Annotated in this window: 19 protein-coding genes; 13 read left to right on the forward strand and 6 right to left on the reverse strand. The window is 70.1% G+C overall.

Annotated features, from left to right (window positions below; genetic code table 11):
* The first annotated feature begins 74 nt into the window (after positions 1-74).
* From DEJ18_RS01685 to DEJ18_RS01710, 6 genes are all read left to right on the forward strand, one after another.
* The gene (locus DEJ18_RS01685; protein WP_111209315.1) at positions 75-1,172 is read left to right on the forward strand and encodes a histidinol-phosphate transaminase; all 1,098 of its coding nucleotides are present in this window, start codon (positions 75-77) and stop codon (positions 1,170-1,172) included.
* 5 nt (positions 1,173-1,177) lie between these two features.
* The gene (locus tag DEJ18_RS01690) at positions 1,178-2,314 is read left to right on the forward strand and encodes a thiamine pyrophosphate-dependent dehydrogenase E1 component subunit alpha (RefSeq protein ID WP_111081860.1); all 1,137 of its coding nucleotides are present in this window, start codon (positions 1,178-1,180) and stop codon (positions 2,312-2,314) included.
* 86 nt (positions 2,315-2,400) lie between these two features.
* Positions 2,401-3,360 (forward strand): alpha-ketoacid dehydrogenase subunit beta, encoded by a 960-nt coding sequence (locus DEJ18_RS01695; protein ID WP_111209686.1) that lies wholly within the window; start codon positions 2,401-2,403, stop codon positions 3,358-3,360.
* A gap of 44 nt (positions 3,361-3,404) precedes the next feature.
* Entirely contained in the window at positions 3,405-5,018 is a 1,614-nt protein-coding gene (locus tag DEJ18_RS01700; protein ID WP_111209316.1) for a dihydrolipoamide acetyltransferase family protein, read from the forward strand.
* A 124-nt stretch (positions 5,019-5,142) separates the two neighbouring features.
* Entirely contained in the window at positions 5,143-5,718 is a 576-nt protein-coding gene (locus DEJ18_RS01705) for a GNAT family N-acetyltransferase (RefSeq protein ID WP_181434087.1), read from the forward strand.
* A gap of 185 nt (positions 5,719-5,903) precedes the next feature.
* Positions 5,904-6,638: a GntR family transcriptional regulator gene (locus DEJ18_RS01710; protein ID WP_111081863.1), complete on the forward strand. Its 735-nt coding sequence runs from the start codon at positions 5,904-5,906 to the stop codon at positions 6,636-6,638.
* 21 nt (positions 6,639-6,659) lie between these two features.
* Here DEJ18_RS01710 and DEJ18_RS01715 read toward each other — a convergent pair whose 3' ends face one another.
* A complete protein-coding gene (locus DEJ18_RS01715; RefSeq protein WP_111209318.1) occupies positions 6,660-7,112 on the reverse strand; it encodes a PTS sugar transporter subunit IIA in 453 nt (150 codons plus the stop codon).
* A complete protein-coding gene (locus DEJ18_RS01720; RefSeq protein ID WP_110823137.1) occupies positions 7,109-7,345 on the reverse strand; it encodes a PTS sugar transporter subunit IIB in 237 nt (78 codons plus the stop codon). Before DEJ18_RS01720 ends, DEJ18_RS01715 begins: the two co-directional genes overlap by 4 nt.
* A gap of 179 nt (positions 7,346-7,524) precedes the next feature.
* Here DEJ18_RS01720 and DEJ18_RS01725 point away from each other — a divergent pair, with 179 nt between their 5' ends.
* From DEJ18_RS01725 to DEJ18_RS01750, 6 genes are all read left to right on the forward strand, one after another.
* Positions 7,525-8,790, forward strand: a complete 1,266-nt coding sequence (locus DEJ18_RS01725; protein WP_111209319.1) for a PTS transporter subunit EIIC — start codon at positions 7,525-7,527, stop codon at positions 8,788-8,790.
* Between the two features lie 121 nt (positions 8,791-8,911).
* Entirely contained in the window at positions 8,912-9,826 is a 915-nt protein-coding gene (locus DEJ18_RS01730) for a metal ABC transporter solute-binding protein, Zn/Mn family (protein WP_111209320.1), read from the forward strand.
* Positions 9,823-10,716, forward strand: coding sequence for a metal ABC transporter ATP-binding protein (locus DEJ18_RS01735; protein WP_111209321.1), 894 nt, complete (start codon positions 9,823-9,825; stop codon positions 10,714-10,716). The genes DEJ18_RS01730 and DEJ18_RS01735 overlap by 4 nt, the downstream gene beginning before the upstream one ends.
* Complete coding sequence (locus DEJ18_RS01740; RefSeq protein ID WP_111081868.1) at positions 10,716-11,636, forward strand: metal ABC transporter permease; 921 nt, start codon at positions 10,716-10,718, stop codon at positions 11,634-11,636. The genes DEJ18_RS01735 and DEJ18_RS01740 overlap by 1 nt, the downstream gene beginning before the upstream one ends.
* Positions 11,633-12,055 carry a Fur family transcriptional regulator gene (locus DEJ18_RS01745; protein WP_111081869.1) on the forward strand — a complete coding sequence of 141 codons (423 nt, stop codon included), beginning with the start codon at positions 11,633-11,635 and terminating at the stop codon, positions 12,053-12,055. The genes DEJ18_RS01740 and DEJ18_RS01745 overlap by 4 nt, the downstream gene beginning before the upstream one ends.
* 10 nt (positions 12,056-12,065) lie before the next feature.
* Positions 12,066-12,752 carry an alpha/beta fold hydrolase gene (locus DEJ18_RS01750; protein ID WP_111209687.1) on the forward strand — a complete coding sequence of 229 codons (687 nt, stop codon included), beginning with the start codon at positions 12,066-12,068 and terminating at the stop codon, positions 12,750-12,752.
* Positions 12,753-12,799: 47 nt separating this feature from the next.
* On the opposite strand, the gene DEJ18_RS01755 is transcribed toward DEJ18_RS01750, so the two are convergent.
* The 3 genes from DEJ18_RS01755 to DEJ18_RS01765 are packed head-to-tail and all read right to left on the reverse strand — an operon-like array spanning position 12,800 to position 15,000.
* Positions 12,800-13,960, reverse strand: coding sequence for a low temperature requirement protein A (locus DEJ18_RS01755; protein WP_111209688.1), 1,161 nt, complete (start codon positions 13,958-13,960; stop codon positions 12,800-12,802).
* A complete protein-coding gene (locus DEJ18_RS01760; RefSeq protein WP_111209322.1) occupies positions 13,957-14,649 on the reverse strand; it encodes an SDR family NAD(P)-dependent oxidoreductase in 693 nt (230 codons plus the stop codon). Before DEJ18_RS01760 ends, DEJ18_RS01755 begins: the two co-directional genes overlap by 4 nt.
* A gap of 27 nt (positions 14,650-14,676) precedes the next feature.
* The gene (locus DEJ18_RS01765; RefSeq protein WP_111209323.1) at positions 14,677-15,000 is read right to left on the reverse strand and encodes a putative quinol monooxygenase; all 324 of its coding nucleotides are present in this window, start codon (positions 14,998-15,000) and stop codon (positions 14,677-14,679) included.
* Positions 15,001-15,146: 146 nt separating this feature from the next.
* On the opposite strand from DEJ18_RS01765, the gene DEJ18_RS01770 reads away from it, so the two are divergent.
* Entirely contained in the window at positions 15,147-15,791 is a 645-nt protein-coding gene (locus tag DEJ18_RS01770; RefSeq protein ID WP_111209324.1) for a TetR/AcrR family transcriptional regulator, read from the forward strand.
* 224 nt (positions 15,792-16,015) lie between these two features.
* Here DEJ18_RS01770 and DEJ18_RS15960 read toward each other — a convergent pair whose 3' ends face one another.
* Entirely contained in the window at positions 16,016-16,309 is a 294-nt protein-coding gene (locus tag DEJ18_RS15960; RefSeq protein ID WP_111209325.1) for a helix-turn-helix domain-containing protein, read from the reverse strand.
* Positions 16,310-16,392 lie beyond the last annotated feature (83 nt).

Raw genomic sequence — 16,392 nt, forward strand, 5'->3', positions numbered from 1 at the left:
GGTGACCGACCGACCTGTGCACATCCGTCACCTCGGGGGCGCAGCATCGCGGTCCTGCCCGTTAGCCTGACCCGGTGACCGACCGACCTGTGCACATCCGTCCTGAGATCGCGGTCCTGCCGCCCTACAAGCAGGGACGCCAGGCCGCGCCGGACGCCCTCAAGCTCTCGAGCAACGAGAACCCCTTCCCGCCGCTGCCCGGCGTGGTCGAGGCCGTGCAGGCGCAGACCGCCTTCAACCGGTACCCGGACGCCACCGCGCTCGCGGTCCGTGCCGTCCTGGCCAACCGCTTCGGCACCACGGTCGACGAGGTCCACGTCGCCCCCGGCAGCGTCGCGATCCTGCACGAGCTGGCGAAGGCGACCTCGGGCCCCGGTGACGAGGTCGTGTACGCCTGGCGGTCGTTCGAGGCGTACCCCGGGGTCGTCACGGTCGCCGGTGCGACGAGCGTGCAGGTGCCGAACCGGCCGGACGGCGGGCACGACCTCGACACCATGGCAGCGGCGGTCACCGAACGGACCCGCATGGTGATCGTCTGCACGCCGAACAACCCCACCGGGCCGATCGTCACCGGGCCCGAGTTCGAGGCGTTCATGGCGCAGGTGCCGGCCTCCGTGCTCGTGGTGCTCGACGAGGCCTACGCCGAGTTCGTCACCGACGTCGACGCGGTCCGTGGTCCGGCGCTGCTCGAGCGGTACCCGAACCTGGTCGTGCTCCGGACCTTCTCGAAGGCGTACGGTCTGGCGGGCCTGCGCGTCGGGTACGCGCTCGGACCGGCATACGTCCTCGATGCCGTCCGTGCGTGCGCCATCCCGCTGTCGGTGACGGCGCAGGGACAGGCGGCAGCGCTGGCCAGTCTCGAGCGCGAGGGCGAGCTCCTCGAGCGGGTCGCCGAGCTGGCGGAGCGCCGGGACCGGATCCGCGCCGGGCTGCTCGCCCAGGGCTGGGACGTCCCCGAGGCGCAGGGCAACTTCGTGTGGCTCCCGACCGGTGAGCACACCGCGCTCGCCGCAGAGGCGTTCGAGCACGCCGGCCTCATCGTCCGGGCCTTCGCGCCCGAGGGCATCCGCATCTCGATCGGCGAGCACGAGGCTGTCGCAAAGCTCCTCGAAACCGCGGGTGCCGTTGTGGGACGTCTCACAACAGCGGGTTCCGACCGGCCGGTACGCTGACCGACATGTTGTTCCGCGCCGCGGCTCCTGCGACGACCCCCGTCCAGCTCCTCGACCCCGAGGGCCGGTTCGTGGAGACCGACGAGAACGCCGAACTCGCCGCCGTCGCACAGGCCCTCCCCGACGAGACCCTCCTCGCGATGCACCGGCAGATGGTGCTCACCCGACGCTTCGACCACGCCGCCGGGAACCTGCAGCGCACCGGCCAGCTCGGTCTGTGGGCGCCGAGCCACGGGCAGGAGGCCGCCCAGGTCGGGTCCGCGTTCGCGCTCCGACCGCAGGACCACGTCTTCCCGTCGTACCGCGAGCACGCCGTCGTCCTGCAGCGCGGGGTCGACCCGATGGAGATCATCTCGCTGTTCCGTGGGCAGGCCCACGGCAACTGGGACCCGGACGAGCGCGGCAACACGCACATCTACACGCTCGTCATCGGCGCGCAGACGCTGCACGCCACCGGGTACGCGATGGGCCAGGCGCTCGACGGCGTCGTCGGCACCGGTGACCCGACGGTCGACGAGTGCTCGATCGTCTACTTCGGCGACGGCGCGACCAGCCAGGGTGACGTGAACGAGGCGTACGTGTTCGCTGCGTCGCACACCGCCCCGGTCGTCTTCTTCCTGCAGAACAACCACTGGGCGATCTCGGTGCCGGTGTCGGTGCAGTCGCCGACCCCGCTCGTCGACCGGCCGCGTGGCTTCGGGATCCCGAGCATCCGGGTGGACGGCAACGACGTGCTCGCCTCGTACGCGGCGAGCGTCGTCGCGACCGAGCACGCCCGGACCGGTCAGGGCCCGGCGTTCGTCGAGGCCGACACCTACCGCATCGGTGCGCACACCAGCTCCGACGACCCCACCCGCTACCGGGCCGACGACGAGCTCGCCGGTTGGGTCGCCCGTGACCCGATCACCCGGTCCGAGGCGTACCTCCGCAGCCGCGGCGCGACCGACGCCCAGTTCGCGGAGTTCGACGCCGAGGGCGAGCAGATCGCGGTCGACATCCGCACCCGCACGAACGCCCTCCAGGACCCGCCGATGGAGGCGATGTTCGACAACGTCTACCGTGAGCCGCACCCGCGCATCGACGAGCAGCGCGCATGGCTCCGGGACTACGAGGCCGGCCAGGACGCAGGAGCCCACGCATGAGCACCACCGAGCAGCTCTTCGACTACACGCTCCGGTCGCACCCGGGCGCAGGCGAGGTCCCCGCTGACCCGACCCCGACCCTCCCGATGGCCAAGGCGCTCAACGCCGGCCTGGCGAAGGCGATGGAGGCGGACGACAAGGTCCTGCTGATGGGCGAGGACATCGGTCGTCTCGGCGGCGTCTTCCGCATCACCGAGGGCCTGCAGGACCGCTTCGGCGCCGACCGCGTGCGGGACACCCCGCTCGCCGAGTCCGGCATCGTCGGGACCGCGATCGGGCTGGCGCTCCGTGGGTACCGCCCGGTCATCGAGATCCAGTTCGACGGCTTCGTCTGGCCGGCGTTCAACCAGATCACCTCGCAGCTGGCGAAGATGGCGAACCGGCTGCCGGCGCACATGTCGCTGCCGATCGTCATCCGCATCCCCTACGGCGGGCACATCGGCGCGATCGAGCACCACCAGGAGAGCCCCGAGGCGTACTTCGCGCGCACCCCCGGCCTGCGCGTGGTCAGCCCGAGCACCCCGAACGACGCCTACTGGATGATCCAGGAGGCGATCGCGTCGAAGGACCCGGTGGTGTTCTTCGAGCCGAAGTCGCGCTACTGGCCGAAGGGCCAGGTCGACCTGGTCGACGGGCACGTCCCGATGCACACCACGCGCGTCGCGCGCACCGGCACCGAGGTCACCCTCGTCGGCCACGGCGCGATGGTGGCGACGCTCATGCAGGCGGCGGACATCGCAGAGGCCGAGGGCACGAGCTGCGAGGTCGTCGACCTCCGCTCGATCTCGCCCATCGACTGGGAGCCGCTGCTCGCCTCGGTGCGCAAGACCGGTCGCCTGGTCATCGCGCAGGAGGACTCCGGCTTCATCAGCGTCGGCAGCGAGATCGCCGCGACCGTCGCCGAGCGGGCGTTCTACACGCTCCAGGCGCCGCCGCTGCGGGTCTCCGGCTTCGACATCCCGTTCCCGCAGTCGAAGCTCGAGCACTTCCACCTGCCCGACGCCGACCGCGTCCTCGAGGCCGTGGACCGCGCCCTCGCCTACTGACCCGCACCCGTCCCGTACGACCGAACCCTGCTGAAGGAGCCGACGTGTCCGTCGCCGAATTCCCCCTGCCCGACGTGGGGGAGGGCCTGACCGAGGCCGAGATCGTCCAGTGGCGCGTCGCCCCCGGTGACGAGATCGCCGTGGACCAGGTGCTCGTCGAGATCGAGACCGCGAAGTCGCTCGTCGAACTGCCGTCGCCGTTCGCCGGCACGGTGACCGGGCTGCTCGTCGCCGAGGGCGACACCGTGGAGGTCGGCAAGCCGATCATCCGCGTCGAGTCCGACGCGGCCGCGGCACCGACGGGAGGCCCGGCTCCCGTCGCCGACGCCGCTCCCGTCGCGCAGACCCAGACCCCAGCACAGCCCCCGACCCCGGCAGTGCCCGCCGCTGCCGCGGCACCCGTTGCTCCGGCACCCGTGGCACCGGTGCCTGCTTCTCCCGCGCCGAGCGCGCAGGCCGCCGCCGTGCCCGCTCCGGCCGTCGCCCCCGCTCCGGCCGCCGCCCCCGCACCAGCCACCGCCCCCGCGTCGGCCCAGGTCGCCGTCGACGCCGGTGTCGTCGGCACGGACGAAGGCTCCGGGGCCGTCCTCGTCGGGTACGGGTCTGCCACGTCCGCGCCGTCCCGCCGGAAGCCGGGCGCACGCCGGGCCGCAGCGGCCGCCGCCGAGGCGAGCCGGGCCTCCAGTCGGGAGGCCGACCTCGACCTGGTGACCGACGACGGCGAGGCGACCACCGCCGACGCCGTCGCCGCCCAGGGCCGTCGTCCCGCCCGCCCGACGATGCCGAGCGCCTCGGCGCTGCAGGTGATGGCGAAGCCGCCGATCCGCAAGCTCGCGAAGGACCTGGACGTCGACCTGACGACCGTCGTCGCCACCGGGCTCGCCGGCGAGGTCACGCGTGACGACGTCATCCGGCACGCCAAGCAGGCCAGCGTCTTCCGCAACATCGAGACGCCCGAGTGGGGTGGCGTCCGCCAGGAGACGATCCCGGTGAAGGGTGTCCGCAAGGCCATCGCGACCGCGATGACCACGTCGGCGTTCACCGCCCCGCACGTGTCGCTGTTCGTGGACGTCGACGCGACCCGCACGATGGAGTTCGTCAAGCGACTCAAGGAGTCGCCGACGTTCGCCGGGGTCAAGGTGTCGCCGCTGCTCATCATGGCGAAGGCCGTGATCTGGGCCGTGCGCCGGAACCGCTCGGTGAACTCGTCGTGGACCGACCGCGAGATCATCGTCCACCACTTCGTGAACCTCGGGTTCGCCGCCGCGACGCCCCGCGGGCTGCTCGTGCCGAACATCAAGGACGCGCAGGACATGTCGCTCCTCGAGCTCGCGAAGGCGATCGAGGAGATGACCCTCACCGCCCGTGACGGCAAGACGTCGCCGGCGCAGATGGCCGACGGCACGATCACGATCACGAACATCGGTGTCTTCGGCATGGACACCGGCACACCGATCCTCAACCCGGGTGAGGTCGCGATCGTCGCGATGGGCACGATCAAGCCCAAGCCCTGGGTCGTCGACGGCGACGTCCGCTCCCGCATGGTGACCACGATCGGCGCCTCGTTCGACCACCGCGTGGTCGACGGTGACGTGGCCTCCCGCTTCGTGCATGACGTCGCCTCGGTCATCGAGGAGCCCGCGCTCCTGCTCGACTGACGAACCACACCGTCCGCACCGCGCGATCCGGTCCGCGCCGACCCTGCTGGCCGGCACGGTCCGGGTCGCGCGGTCTTGGTGTGCCGTTCACGCCGATGTCGGCGGCGCGGGGGAGGATCAGGGCATGGTCCACCAGCTGCTCATCCCGCAGCAGGAGATCCGGACGGGTCGCCTGGTGCTCACCCCCGTGACGCCCGCGGACATCGACGCGGTGCACGAGCTGTTCTCCGACGCCCGCACGTGGACCCACCTGCCCGCGGGGCGGCACATCGCCCGCGCAGAGACCGAGGACCTCGTCCAGCGGAAGATCGGCGGTCGCGTGCGGCACGGGCTCGGCTCGTGGGCCGTCCGCTCGGCGGAGTCCGGCGTGTTCCTCGGCATCGGCGGTGTCGACCTCACCGCCGGGGGCGTCTGGAACCTCGGGTACCGGCTCGTCCCGGAGCACCACGGGCACGGGTACGCGACCGAACTGTCCCGCGCTGCCGTCGACGCCGCGCGCGAGCTCCGGCCCGACGTCCCGGTGACCGCCAGGGTCCTCACGAACAACCCGGCGTCCGCGCGTGTGCTGGCCCGGGTGGGTCTGTCCCAGGTGTGGCAGGGACCGACGCGCACGGCTGCCCCGGCCGGTGTCGAGTGCCAGGCGTGGAGTGACCGGGCGCTGTCCCCCGCCCAGCTCGACTGGCTCGTCGACAACGCCTGACGGGCCTCCCGGCCGGTCGGCGAGCACCGAGCCGGCCCGGTCGTCGCGGTCCGGGGGAGGGCCTGCACAGCGCCCACCGGGCCTGGACGACGCCATGCCGTCGTTGGTCCGCTCGGGATGGAACGGTACTGTGAGAGCACTGGTCATGTCCGCACAGGACCACCGCCGCAGCACGAGGAGTCCGTTTGTCCCGCCGCATCACCGAGGGTGCTGAACCGAAGCACCAGCAGCTGCGGCGGATCCTGCTCGACCTCATCACCACGCGGCTCGCACCCGGTGCCGCGATCCCCTCGGAGCGGCAGCTCATCGCCGAGTACGGCGTCTCCCGGATCACCGTCCGGGAGGCCTTGGGGCAGCTCGTCAACGAGGGGCACCTCGAGCGGGTGCGCGGCAAGGGCACCTTCGTCGCGCACCGTCCGATGCAGTCCACGCTGCACCTCGCCTCGTTCACCGAGGAGATGCGGGCGATGGGGCACGTGCCGACGACCGTGGTGCTGGTCCGCGAAGAGCGTGTGCCGCCCGCCGCCACGGTCGCCGCGCTCCGCCTGGCCGAGGGCGAGGCGGCGTACCACCTCAAGCGCCTCCGGATGGCCGACGGTGCGCCGGTCTCGGTCGACGACGCCTGGCTCGCCGCAGCGGTCTTCCCCGGTCTGCTCGACCACGACCTGTCGGGCTCGGTGTACTCCATCGCGGCGGACGTCTACGGGCACCCCATCGACCGGGCGCAGCAGACCGTCGCGGCCAATCCCGCCGATGACGAGGTCGCGACGCTGCTCGGCACCCGGACCGGGGCGCCGCTGCTCGAGTTCGACCGGGTGTCCTACTCGGGCACCCGGCCGGTCGAGCACGCCCGCAGCTGGTACCGGTCCGACCGCTACCGGGTCCAGATGGAGGTCACGGCAGCGCGGGCCATCGCCTGACCCGCCGCGTCAGCAGCGTCGTTAGACCTCGAACAGGGCGTCCCCGGCAGCTACCGTGCTGCCGACGGTGTCCTGGGGGACCGAGTCCGGCGTGGAACCGAGCACGACGACCGGCACGACCGGCGAGTAGCCCGCCGCAGTGATGGCGGACGGGTTGAAGCGGACGACGGGGTCGCCGGCCGAGACGGTGTCACCCTCGGTGGCGAGCAGTTCGAAGCCCTCGCCCTTGAGCTTGACCGTGTCGATGCCGACGTGCACGAGGACGTCGGTGCCCGCCGACCCCTGCAGCGCGAAGGCGTGCGGGTGCAGCTTGACGATGGTGCCGTCGACCGGTGCCACCGCGGTGACCGGACCGGTCGTACCGGAGGGGTCGACCGCGACGCCCGCACCGACGAGCTGCTCGGCGAACACCGGGTCCGGCACGTCGGCGAGTGCGACGACCGGACCGGCGAACGGCGTGCGGACGACCGTCACAGTTCGTCCTGGATGTCCTGCGCGAGGTTGTCGGCGATCGGACCGACGATGACCTGCCAGCCGGTGCCGCCGCCGACCACGGCCTGGGCGCCGGCTGCCTTGAGGGCGTCCTTGTCCACCAGGTCGCCGTCCTCGACCTCGACGCGGAGGCGCGTGATGCAGCCCTCGACCTCGTCGATGTTGTCGGTTCCGCCGAGTGCGGCGATGATGTCGGCTGCCTTGATGTCGGCCATCTGTTTCCTCCTCGTTACGGGTTCGCTCACAGGTTGACACGGCCGTCCGTGGTCATCGACACTACGAACTGGTCATGACCGGACAGGACCGGACCTGGCGACACTGCCGAGGGTACCTGCGCCGACCACACGACTCAACTCACCCCGACCAGCTCCACCCGATGACGAGAGGACCGCCGATGAGCACCGCTGCCCCCACGGACGTGCCGGAGAAGAAGACGCCGAAGAAGCAGAGCAGGCTCTTCGCCAACGCGCAGCGGCTCGGCCGCAGCCTCCTGCTCCCGATCGCGGTCATGCCCGCGGCCGGCATCCTGCTCCGACTCGGCCAGTCCGACATGCTCGGCGCGATCCCCGGCTTCGAGCAGGGTGCGACGATCATCGCCGCGGCCGGCAACGGTGTCTTCACGTGGCTGCCGCTGCTCTTCGCGGTCGGCATCGCGATCGGCTGGGCGAAGAAGTCCGACGGCACGACGGCCCTCGCCGCGGTCGTCGGCTACATGGTCATGTACCAGGTGTTCGCGGCCATGTCGCCGATCGTGCTCGCCGGCGTCGAGGACGCGAACGGCGACCAGGCCACGATCAACTTCGGGGTCCTCGGCGGCATCGTGATGGGGCTCGTCTCCGCACTGCTCTGGCAGAAGTTCCACCGCACGAAGATGCCCGACTTCCTCGGGTTCTTCTCCGGTCGTCGCCTCGTGCCGATCCTGACCGCGGTCGCCGGCCTCGTCATCGCCGTGCTCATGTCGTTCGTCTACCGCTACTTCGACATCGCGTTGACCGCTGCCGGCCAGGCCGTCGCCGACAACGCCGTCATCGGTGGTGGCGTCTTCGGGTTCGTCAACCGCATGCTCATCCCCGTCGGCCTGCACCAGCTGCTCAACTTCTTCCCGTGGTTCCAGCTCGGCAGCTTCACCACCGACGGCGTCACCTACCACGGCGACATCGCGCGCTTCCTCGCCGGAGACCCCTCGGCGGGCATCTTCCAGGCCGGGTTCTTCCCGATCATGATGTTCGCGCTGCCGGCCGGCGCCCTGGCGATCTGGCGCAACGCCAAGCCGCAGAACCGCAAGCTCGTCGGCGGCATCATGCTCTCGGCCGCGCTGACCTCGTTCGTGACCGGCATCACCGAGCCGCTCGAGTACTCCTTCATGTTCGTGGCGTTCCCGCTCTACGTCATCCACGCGGTCCTCACTGGGACCTCGCTGGCGCTGGTGAACGCCCTCGGCATCAACGACGGGTTCTCGTTCTCGGCGGGTGCGATCGACTACGTGCTGAACTTCGGCAAGGCGGACGGGGCGATCTGGCTCATCCCGATCGGCCTGGCGTACGCGGTCGTCTACTACTTCCTCTTCAGCTTCGTCATCAAGAAGTGGAACCTGCGGACCCCGGGTCGTGAGGACGACACGATCGCCGAGAACTCGATCGACGCGGTCACCAAGCCGTAGTCGCCGGAGCTGCCCTCCGGGAGGCCCGTCACCAGCTGGTGACGGGCCTCCCGTCGTTCTACGGATCGTCTGATGCTCGCGCTTTTGACAATCGTTATCACCTGGCGCTAGCGTCCTCCGCATGCACTCCCGCCGCTTCCTCGCCCTGCCGCTCGTCGTCGGCGCCGCCGCGCTCGCCCTGACCGGGTGCGCGGCCTCCTCCACCTCGTCGGACGACGTTGGTGACGGTCGGATCCGCGTCGTGACCTCGACGAACGTCTACGGCTCGATCGTCGAGACCATCGGTGGTGACCACGTCGACGTGACGAGCATCCTGAACGACCCGTCGCAGGACCCGCACTCGTTCGAGTCGAGCGCGAAGACGCAGCTCGCCGTGTCGAAGGCCGACCTGCTCATCGAGAACGGCGGCGGGTACGACGACTTCATGACGACGCTCGCGGAGTCGTCGAACACGGAGGCCGACGTGATCAACGCCGTCGACGTGTCCGGGCTCGACTCGGGCGGCTCCGACGAGTTCAACGAGCACGTCTTCTACAGCTACCCGGCCATGGTGAAGCTCGTCGACGAGGTCGCGAAGCGGCTCAGCGACCTGGACGGCGCGGACAAGAGCACGTTCGCGACCAACGCCGACGCACTGACCGAGAAGCTGCAGGACCTCGAGTCGCAGACCGAGGACATCGAGCAGACCGTCGACGGCGACAAGGTGGCGTACACCGAGCCGGTGCCCGGCTACCTGTTCGACGCGATGGGTCTCGACAACGTGACGCCGGACGACTTCTCCGAGGCGATCGAGGAGGGCGACGACGTCCCGCCGGCGGCGCTCAACGACACGCTCAAGCTCTTCTCGGACGACGACGTCAAGCTGCTCGCCGTCAACGAGCAGACCTCCAGCCCGGAGACCGAGCAGGTGCAGAAGGCCGCCGAGGACGCCGGTGTCCCGGTGGTCGGTGTGACGGAGACGCTCCCGAAGGGGGAGGATTACGTCTCGTGGCAGCAGGCGAACATCGACGCGGTGCAGGCGGCACTGACGAAGTGACGACGGTCCAGGAGCCGACCCGGACCGCCACTGCCGAGCGCAGTGGCGGTCCCGCTGTGCTCGCCCTCCGTCAGGCCGGGCTGTCGTACGGCAGCCGGACGCTCTGGGACGGACTCGACCTGGACGTCGCACCGGGGGAGTTCGTCGCTGTCCTCGGGCCGAACGGAGCGGGCAAGACGTCGCTGCTCCGGACCGTCCTCGGTCAGCAGCGGCTGACGAGCGGCTCGATGTCGTTCCTCGGACGACCGGTCCGCCGCGGGCACCGGAGGATCGGGTACATCCCGCAACAGCGGCTCATGGACTCCGGCACGCCCCTGCGCGCCCGCGACATGATCGCCCAGGGCGTCACCGGTCACCGCTGGGGCGTCCGCCCCGAGCGTCGGGCAGAGCGGGAGCGCATCGAACGGATCATCGACGAGGTCGGTGCGACGGACTTCGCGGACGCCCCCGTCGCGGAGCTCTCCGGCGGCGAACAGCAGCGCACCCGCGTCGGGCAGGCGATCGCCGCCGACCCCGCACTCCTGCTGTGCGACGAACCCCTCATCTCGCTCGACCTGCGGCACCAGCGTGGCGTCACCGAGCTCATCGACCGGCAACGTCGGCAGCAGGGCGCCGCGGTGCTCTTCGTCACCCACGACGTGAACCCGATCCTCGACGTGGTCGACCGCGTCCTGTACATCGCCGGCGGACGATTCCGCATCGGCGCGCCGGACGAGGTCCTCCGCGCCGACGTGCTCAGCGACCTCTACGGCACGCCCGTCGACGTCGTGCGCACGATGGGCCGGATCGTCATCGTCGGCGCGAGTGACGCGCACGACACCGCCGGCGACGGCCACCACCACTGTGAACCCGCCCCGCACGGGGCCGACCCGGACGAGGGGCGGTTCTGATGGACATCTGGTCGACGGTCTTCTCGTTCCAGGACTACGGCGAGCTGCTCGTGCTCGTGCGGAACTCGATCATCGCGGGCGCCGTGCTCGGCGTCGTCGGCGGCCTCATCGGCCCGTTCGTCGTCGCGCGGAACATGCCGTTCGCGGTGCACGGCATCAGCGAGCTGTCCTTCGCCGGGGCGAGCGTCTCGCTGCTGCTCGGCGTCAACGTCGTCAGTGGCTCGGTGGTGGGCTCGCTCATCGCCGCGCTCCTCATCGGCCTGCTCGGCAGCCGTGCCCGCGACCGCAACTCGATCATCGCGGTGCTCATGCCGTTCGGGCTCGGCCTCGGCATCCTCTGCCTCGCGCTCTACAAGGGCCGGGCGGCGAACAAGTTCGGCCTGCTCACCGGGCAGATCGTCGCCGTCGACAACCCGCAGCTCGGGTTCCTCGTCGTCATCTCCGCCGTGGTCGTCCTCGTCCTCGTCGTGATCTGGCGGCCGCTGATGTTCTCGTCCGTCGACCCCGACGTGGCCGCAGCCGCCGGCGTCCCGGTCCGGACGCTCGGGCTCGTGTTCATGCTCGCGCTCGGCCTGGCCACCGCCGTGTCGGTGCAGATCGTCGGGGCACTCCTGGTGCTCTCGCTCCTGGTCACCCCGGCGGCCGCGGCCCTGCGCGTGACGGTCAACCCGGTGCTCGTGCCGCTGCTGTCCGTCGGGTTCGCGGTGACGTCGGTGGTCGGCGGGATCCTGTTGGCACTCGGCGGCGGCCTGCCGATCAGCCCGTACGTGACGACGATCTCGTTCCTCATCTGGGTGGTCTGCCGGGTCCTCGGGGCCCGGAAGGAGCGCCGTGGACGCGACCGGGTGACGGACCGTGAGCAGCACACCGGCGGTGGGACGGGCCTCCCGGCCGCCACGAAGGAAGGAGTCGCAGCATGAACGCCGTGCAGAAGCCACGACGCAACACCTGGCAGCGCGAAGCGGTCCGCGGTGCCCTCTCCGAGACCGAGGGGTTCGTCAGCGCCCAGTCGCTGCACGCGCACCTGCGGGACGGCGGGTCGACGATCGGCCTCGCCACCGTGTACCGGGCGCTGTCCGACCTGGCCAGCGACGGGGACGCAGACTCGCTCCAGCAGGACGGCGAGTCGCTCTACCGGGCGTGCACCACGGACAACCACCACCACCACCTCATCTGCCGAGTGTGCGGCAGGACCGTCGAGATCCAGGCCGACCCGGTCGAGGAATGGGCGCGAGCCACCGCCGCGGCGAACGGGTTCTCGAACGCCAGCCACGTGGTCGACGTCTTCGGCGAATGCGCCGAGTGCACGGCCCGTGCCGCTGTCCGAGGTGGCGCGTAGTCTCCGCGACATGCACGTCATCCTGGTGCCCGGGTTCTGGCTCGACGCGAGCGCGTGGGACGACGTCGTCCCGGTCCTCCGAGCGGCCGGGCACAGTGTCGACGCGGTGACGCGGAGCGGGGCCACGCTCGACGACCAGGTCGCGGACCTCGCCGACCGCCTCGGCGCCGCCCCTGAGCCCGCGGTGCTCGTCGGGCACTCCGGCGCCGGGCCGATCGCCGCCATGGCAGCCGACCGACGTCCGGACCGGGTGCGGCACCTGGTCTACGTCGACACGTTCCCCGGGCCGGAGGGCGGATGCGTCAACGACGAGCTGCCGGTCGTCGACGGGCAGGTGCCGCTGCCGTCGTGGGACGTGTGGGAGCCCGCGACGGTGCGCGACATGACGCCGGAGATCCGGGCGGACCTCGAGCGCCGAGCGGTCGCCGAACCCGAGCGGGTGGCCTCGGACCGGTTCCACTACGCCGACCCCGCTCGACACCGGATCCCGGCGACGGTCATCACGTGCGAGATCGCGCCGGACGAACTGGTCGGCATGGTCGCCGACCACCAGGCCTGGGCCGCGGAACTCGTGGCGACCGAGGAACTCGAGATCGTCGGGCTGCACACCGGGCACTGGCCGATGCTCACGGCGCCGCGGGAGCTCGGGGCGCTCATCGTGCAGGCGCTCGCGCCCCGTCCGACGGACGGCGTCTAGCCGGCCGGGAGCCGGGCGCCCGGGTGCTGGCTGCCGGCCGCCGACACTCACCGTATGCGTCGAGTTTCGACGACCTGATCGCGCACCGCCACGGCGATGAGCACCGCGACGAGCGGTGCGCCGATCAGCAGTGCGGGAAGGGAGCGACCAAACAGACCCAGCGCCGCGCACGCGAGGATCGCCGCCAGCCGGGTGAGTTCCAGGCGATGCGTCGCCCGTGACTGCAGTGCGAGTTGCGCAAGGAGGAAGAGGACGGGGCCCCCGACGACAGCGGTCAGCTGCTCACTCCGGAGTGGGTCCGACGGATGCGCGATCATGAGTTCGTCACCCACGGCGGTCAAGACGATCCCGGCGACGATCAGAACGTGGCCGTACGTGTAGATGTCGCGTGCGCGACCGGTACGGCTCGCTGCACCGTCGAGCGAACGTTCGCTGAGTTCGCTCGTGGAGGTGAAGTACAGCCACCAGAGCGCTGCCGACCCGGCGAACGCGCTGATGAACGCGGCCACTGTGCCTGCGTCCAGTTCCCGCTGTGAGGTGGTTGCCCCGGTCAGGATGATCGTCTCGCCGATCGCAGCGATCACGATCAACCCGAATCGTTCGGCGAAGTGGCCGGTGGCGAGCCGCCAGGACTCCGCCGCGAGCCGCGGTCGGCCGGGGAGAGGGAAGAGCATGCGTGGAGCGATGTAGTCGAGGGCCAGCGCAAGCAACCACAGCCCTGCCCTCGAGCCGCCCTCGACCAGCCCACCCGCGACCCAGAACACGCCGGCGATCAGGAACCAGACGAGGATGCGTCCCGCTTGCTCCCGTTGGACGCTGCCGCGCGCGGCCGCCACGAATGTGAGGAAGGCGTGGCGGCCGACCTGTATCGCGAGGTAGGCGGCCGCGAAGAGGAGCCCGTGCTCGCCGAAGGCCTGCGGGACGGCGATCGCCATCAGCAGGCTCCCCAGCATGAGGGCGATCAGCAGGAGACGGACGGGGTTCTTTTCGGGATCGAGCTCGTTCGTGGCCCACGTGGTGTAGTTCCACGACCACCACACGGCGAGCAGGACGGTCCCAGCCTGGCCAGCGCCCGCCCACGTGAGGTGACCGAGGAGGAGGTGTGAGACCTGCGTGATCGCGAAGACGAACACGAGGTCGTAGAACAGCTCCAGCGTCGCGGCGCGCTGCGTGCCAGCGTCGCCTCGACGCCGGAGCTGTCCGGTCACCACGGAAGGATGCCGAAGCGGTCGGTCACGGTTCCGGTCGGTGCCGCTGGGCCGAGCGTGGCGATGCGCACCGCTGCCTCGGCCCCCTCTGTGACGGACTGCCCGACGTGACCGGTGAATGCCGTCGCGGTCTGCCCGGGATCGACCGCGTTGAACCGGACGTCCGGAACCGTCTTCGCGTACTGCGTGGTGAGCATCGTGACGGCACTCTTCGACGATCCGTACGCCGCAAGGGTGTACTGCGACTCCACCCGCGCAGGATCGTGCGTCAACGTGAACGATCCCATGCCGCTGGTGACGTTGATCACCGAGGGGTCGGTCCCCTGCCGGAGCAGCGGAAGGAATGCACGGGTGACGCGGACGAGCCCGAACACGTTGGTCTCGTACACCTCGCGCAGCTGATCCGCCGTCATGTCCTCGGGAGCTGCAACCTCGCCGAGGATGCCGGCGTTGTTGATGAGGACGTCCAGGTGTCCCGCCTGGGCTCGGATCATGGCAGCGGCGGCCCCGACGGACGCATCGTCCGTCACGTCCAGGGACACGGAGTGGGCGCCGAGGCGGTCTGCTGCTTCCTGCCCAGAAGACGCGTCGCGAGCACCGATCCAGACGGCGTGGCCGGCATCGACCAGGCGACGGGCGACCTCGTACCCGAGTCCGCGGTTCCCGCCGGTGATGAGCGTTGTGGTCATGGTTCTCTCCTCCTCGTTCAGTCCGGCTCAGGCCTCGGGCCGAAAGGGACGCAGCACCCGGATGCCGTCCTCGATGGACCCGTCGATCAGTTCGAGCATCTCCGGCACGAGCGCCGCCATCCGCGGTGCGCTGAGGTGGGCGTCGAGGAGGGCGCGCTTCTCCCAGCGCTCGTAGATCACGAACGCGCCAGGCTCGCCCTCGACCTCGTGCGCTTCGTAGTCGATGTTCCCGGGGTCGTTCCGGGACGGCGTGACCGCGGCCGCGATGAACGCCTTGAGATCGTCCTCCCGGCCGGGCTTGGCCTTCGCGTCCCAGAGGACGGTCACGTAACCATCGGAGGTCGCTGTCATGTGAGGTTCCTTTCGTAGCTTGGGCTCAGACAAGTTTGGTTACAGACACAGTCTGTAACGAAACCTGGCGTGCTGAACGCTAGCGGTCCTCCTGCGTTACAGTCAAGACGTGTAATGAAACCGAATGCGACTGCGAGAGGTCAGGGATGGTTGACGGAACCAGCAACGATCAGACGCCGACGAGCGCCGGAGGCCGCCCACGCGACCCACTGATCGAAGAAGCGATCATCCAGTCGACGCGGGCGCTGCTCGCGACGAAGGGCTACTCGTCGATGACGATCCGGGACATCGTCGAACACGCTGGCGTGACGCGTCCGACGCTGTACCGGCGCTGGCCAAACAAGTACGAACTCGTCGTCGAAGCCCTGCAGTACGGGTTACGCAAGCAGCGCGAGGCGTACCCACCCCTGAACCTCGACGATTTCACCCCACGAGAAGCAATGGTCGAGGCGGTACGTCGGCTCGATCCGCGCTTCCACAATCCTCGAGCGATGAGCCTGCACGGCAACTTCATGGCCGAAGCCGAGCGCGAGCCAGGCCTGCTGGCGCAGATGCGAGAGCACGGCAACCAGCCGCGATGCCAGGAACTCGCGGACGTGCTCACACAACTTCAAGAGAGGGGCGCCGTCCGGAAGGACGTGGACATCGACATCATCGTGAGCCTGGCGTTCGGTAGCTACTTCGCCGACTTCAATCGGTACGGGCACGATGTCCCAGCCGACTTCGCCGAACGCGTTGTCGCCACGTTATGGCCCCTTCTCGCAGAGGAGCATGGACGAGCGTCCGGGTAAGCCGAGGGATACGCCTAGTCTGTCGCCAATCGGGTAAGGGTCTCACTGACGCGGAGAGCTTGTACTTCCGCGAGCTGACCGCACTGGAGCATCGACTACTCAGGGGGGGGGCAACACCACGGCGGTGTACGGCGACCGGCGGCACGGTGCGGTGACCGACTCCGCCGTCGTCCTGATCCTGGTCGCAGCTGCCCGGTGAACGGTCGGCTATTGAGATGGCCGTGTCAGCGCCGGAGGGTCTCGCGTGGGTACTCGCCGTAGGCGTTGAGGCACGCGGCGGAGAATCGGCCGAGGTGCGCAAGCCCCCACCGGCGAGCGACTGCCTGCACAGCGGTCGTCGGCGGGTCCGCTTGAACCAACTCCTGGCGAACGTGCTCGAGTCGCAACTGCTGGAGGTACTGCATAGGTGTAACGCCGAGGTGACGTTGAAACGCTTCCTGGGTTGCCCGGACGCTCAAGTCCGCCGCTTTGCGATGTCGGAGACGCTGACTGGTTCGGCAGCGTGCTCGTGAATCCACTCGACGGCAGCGCGGAGGCGCTCGTTCGAGCGCTGACTATGCCGGAGATCGATCCGCTACCAAGACACAACGACCCCGGTTGG

Origin of the sequence: Curtobacterium sp. MCSS17_015, assembly GCF_003234265.2 — a bacterium.
Classification (GTDB): Bacteria; Actinomycetota; Actinomycetes; order Actinomycetales; family Microbacteriaceae; genus Curtobacterium.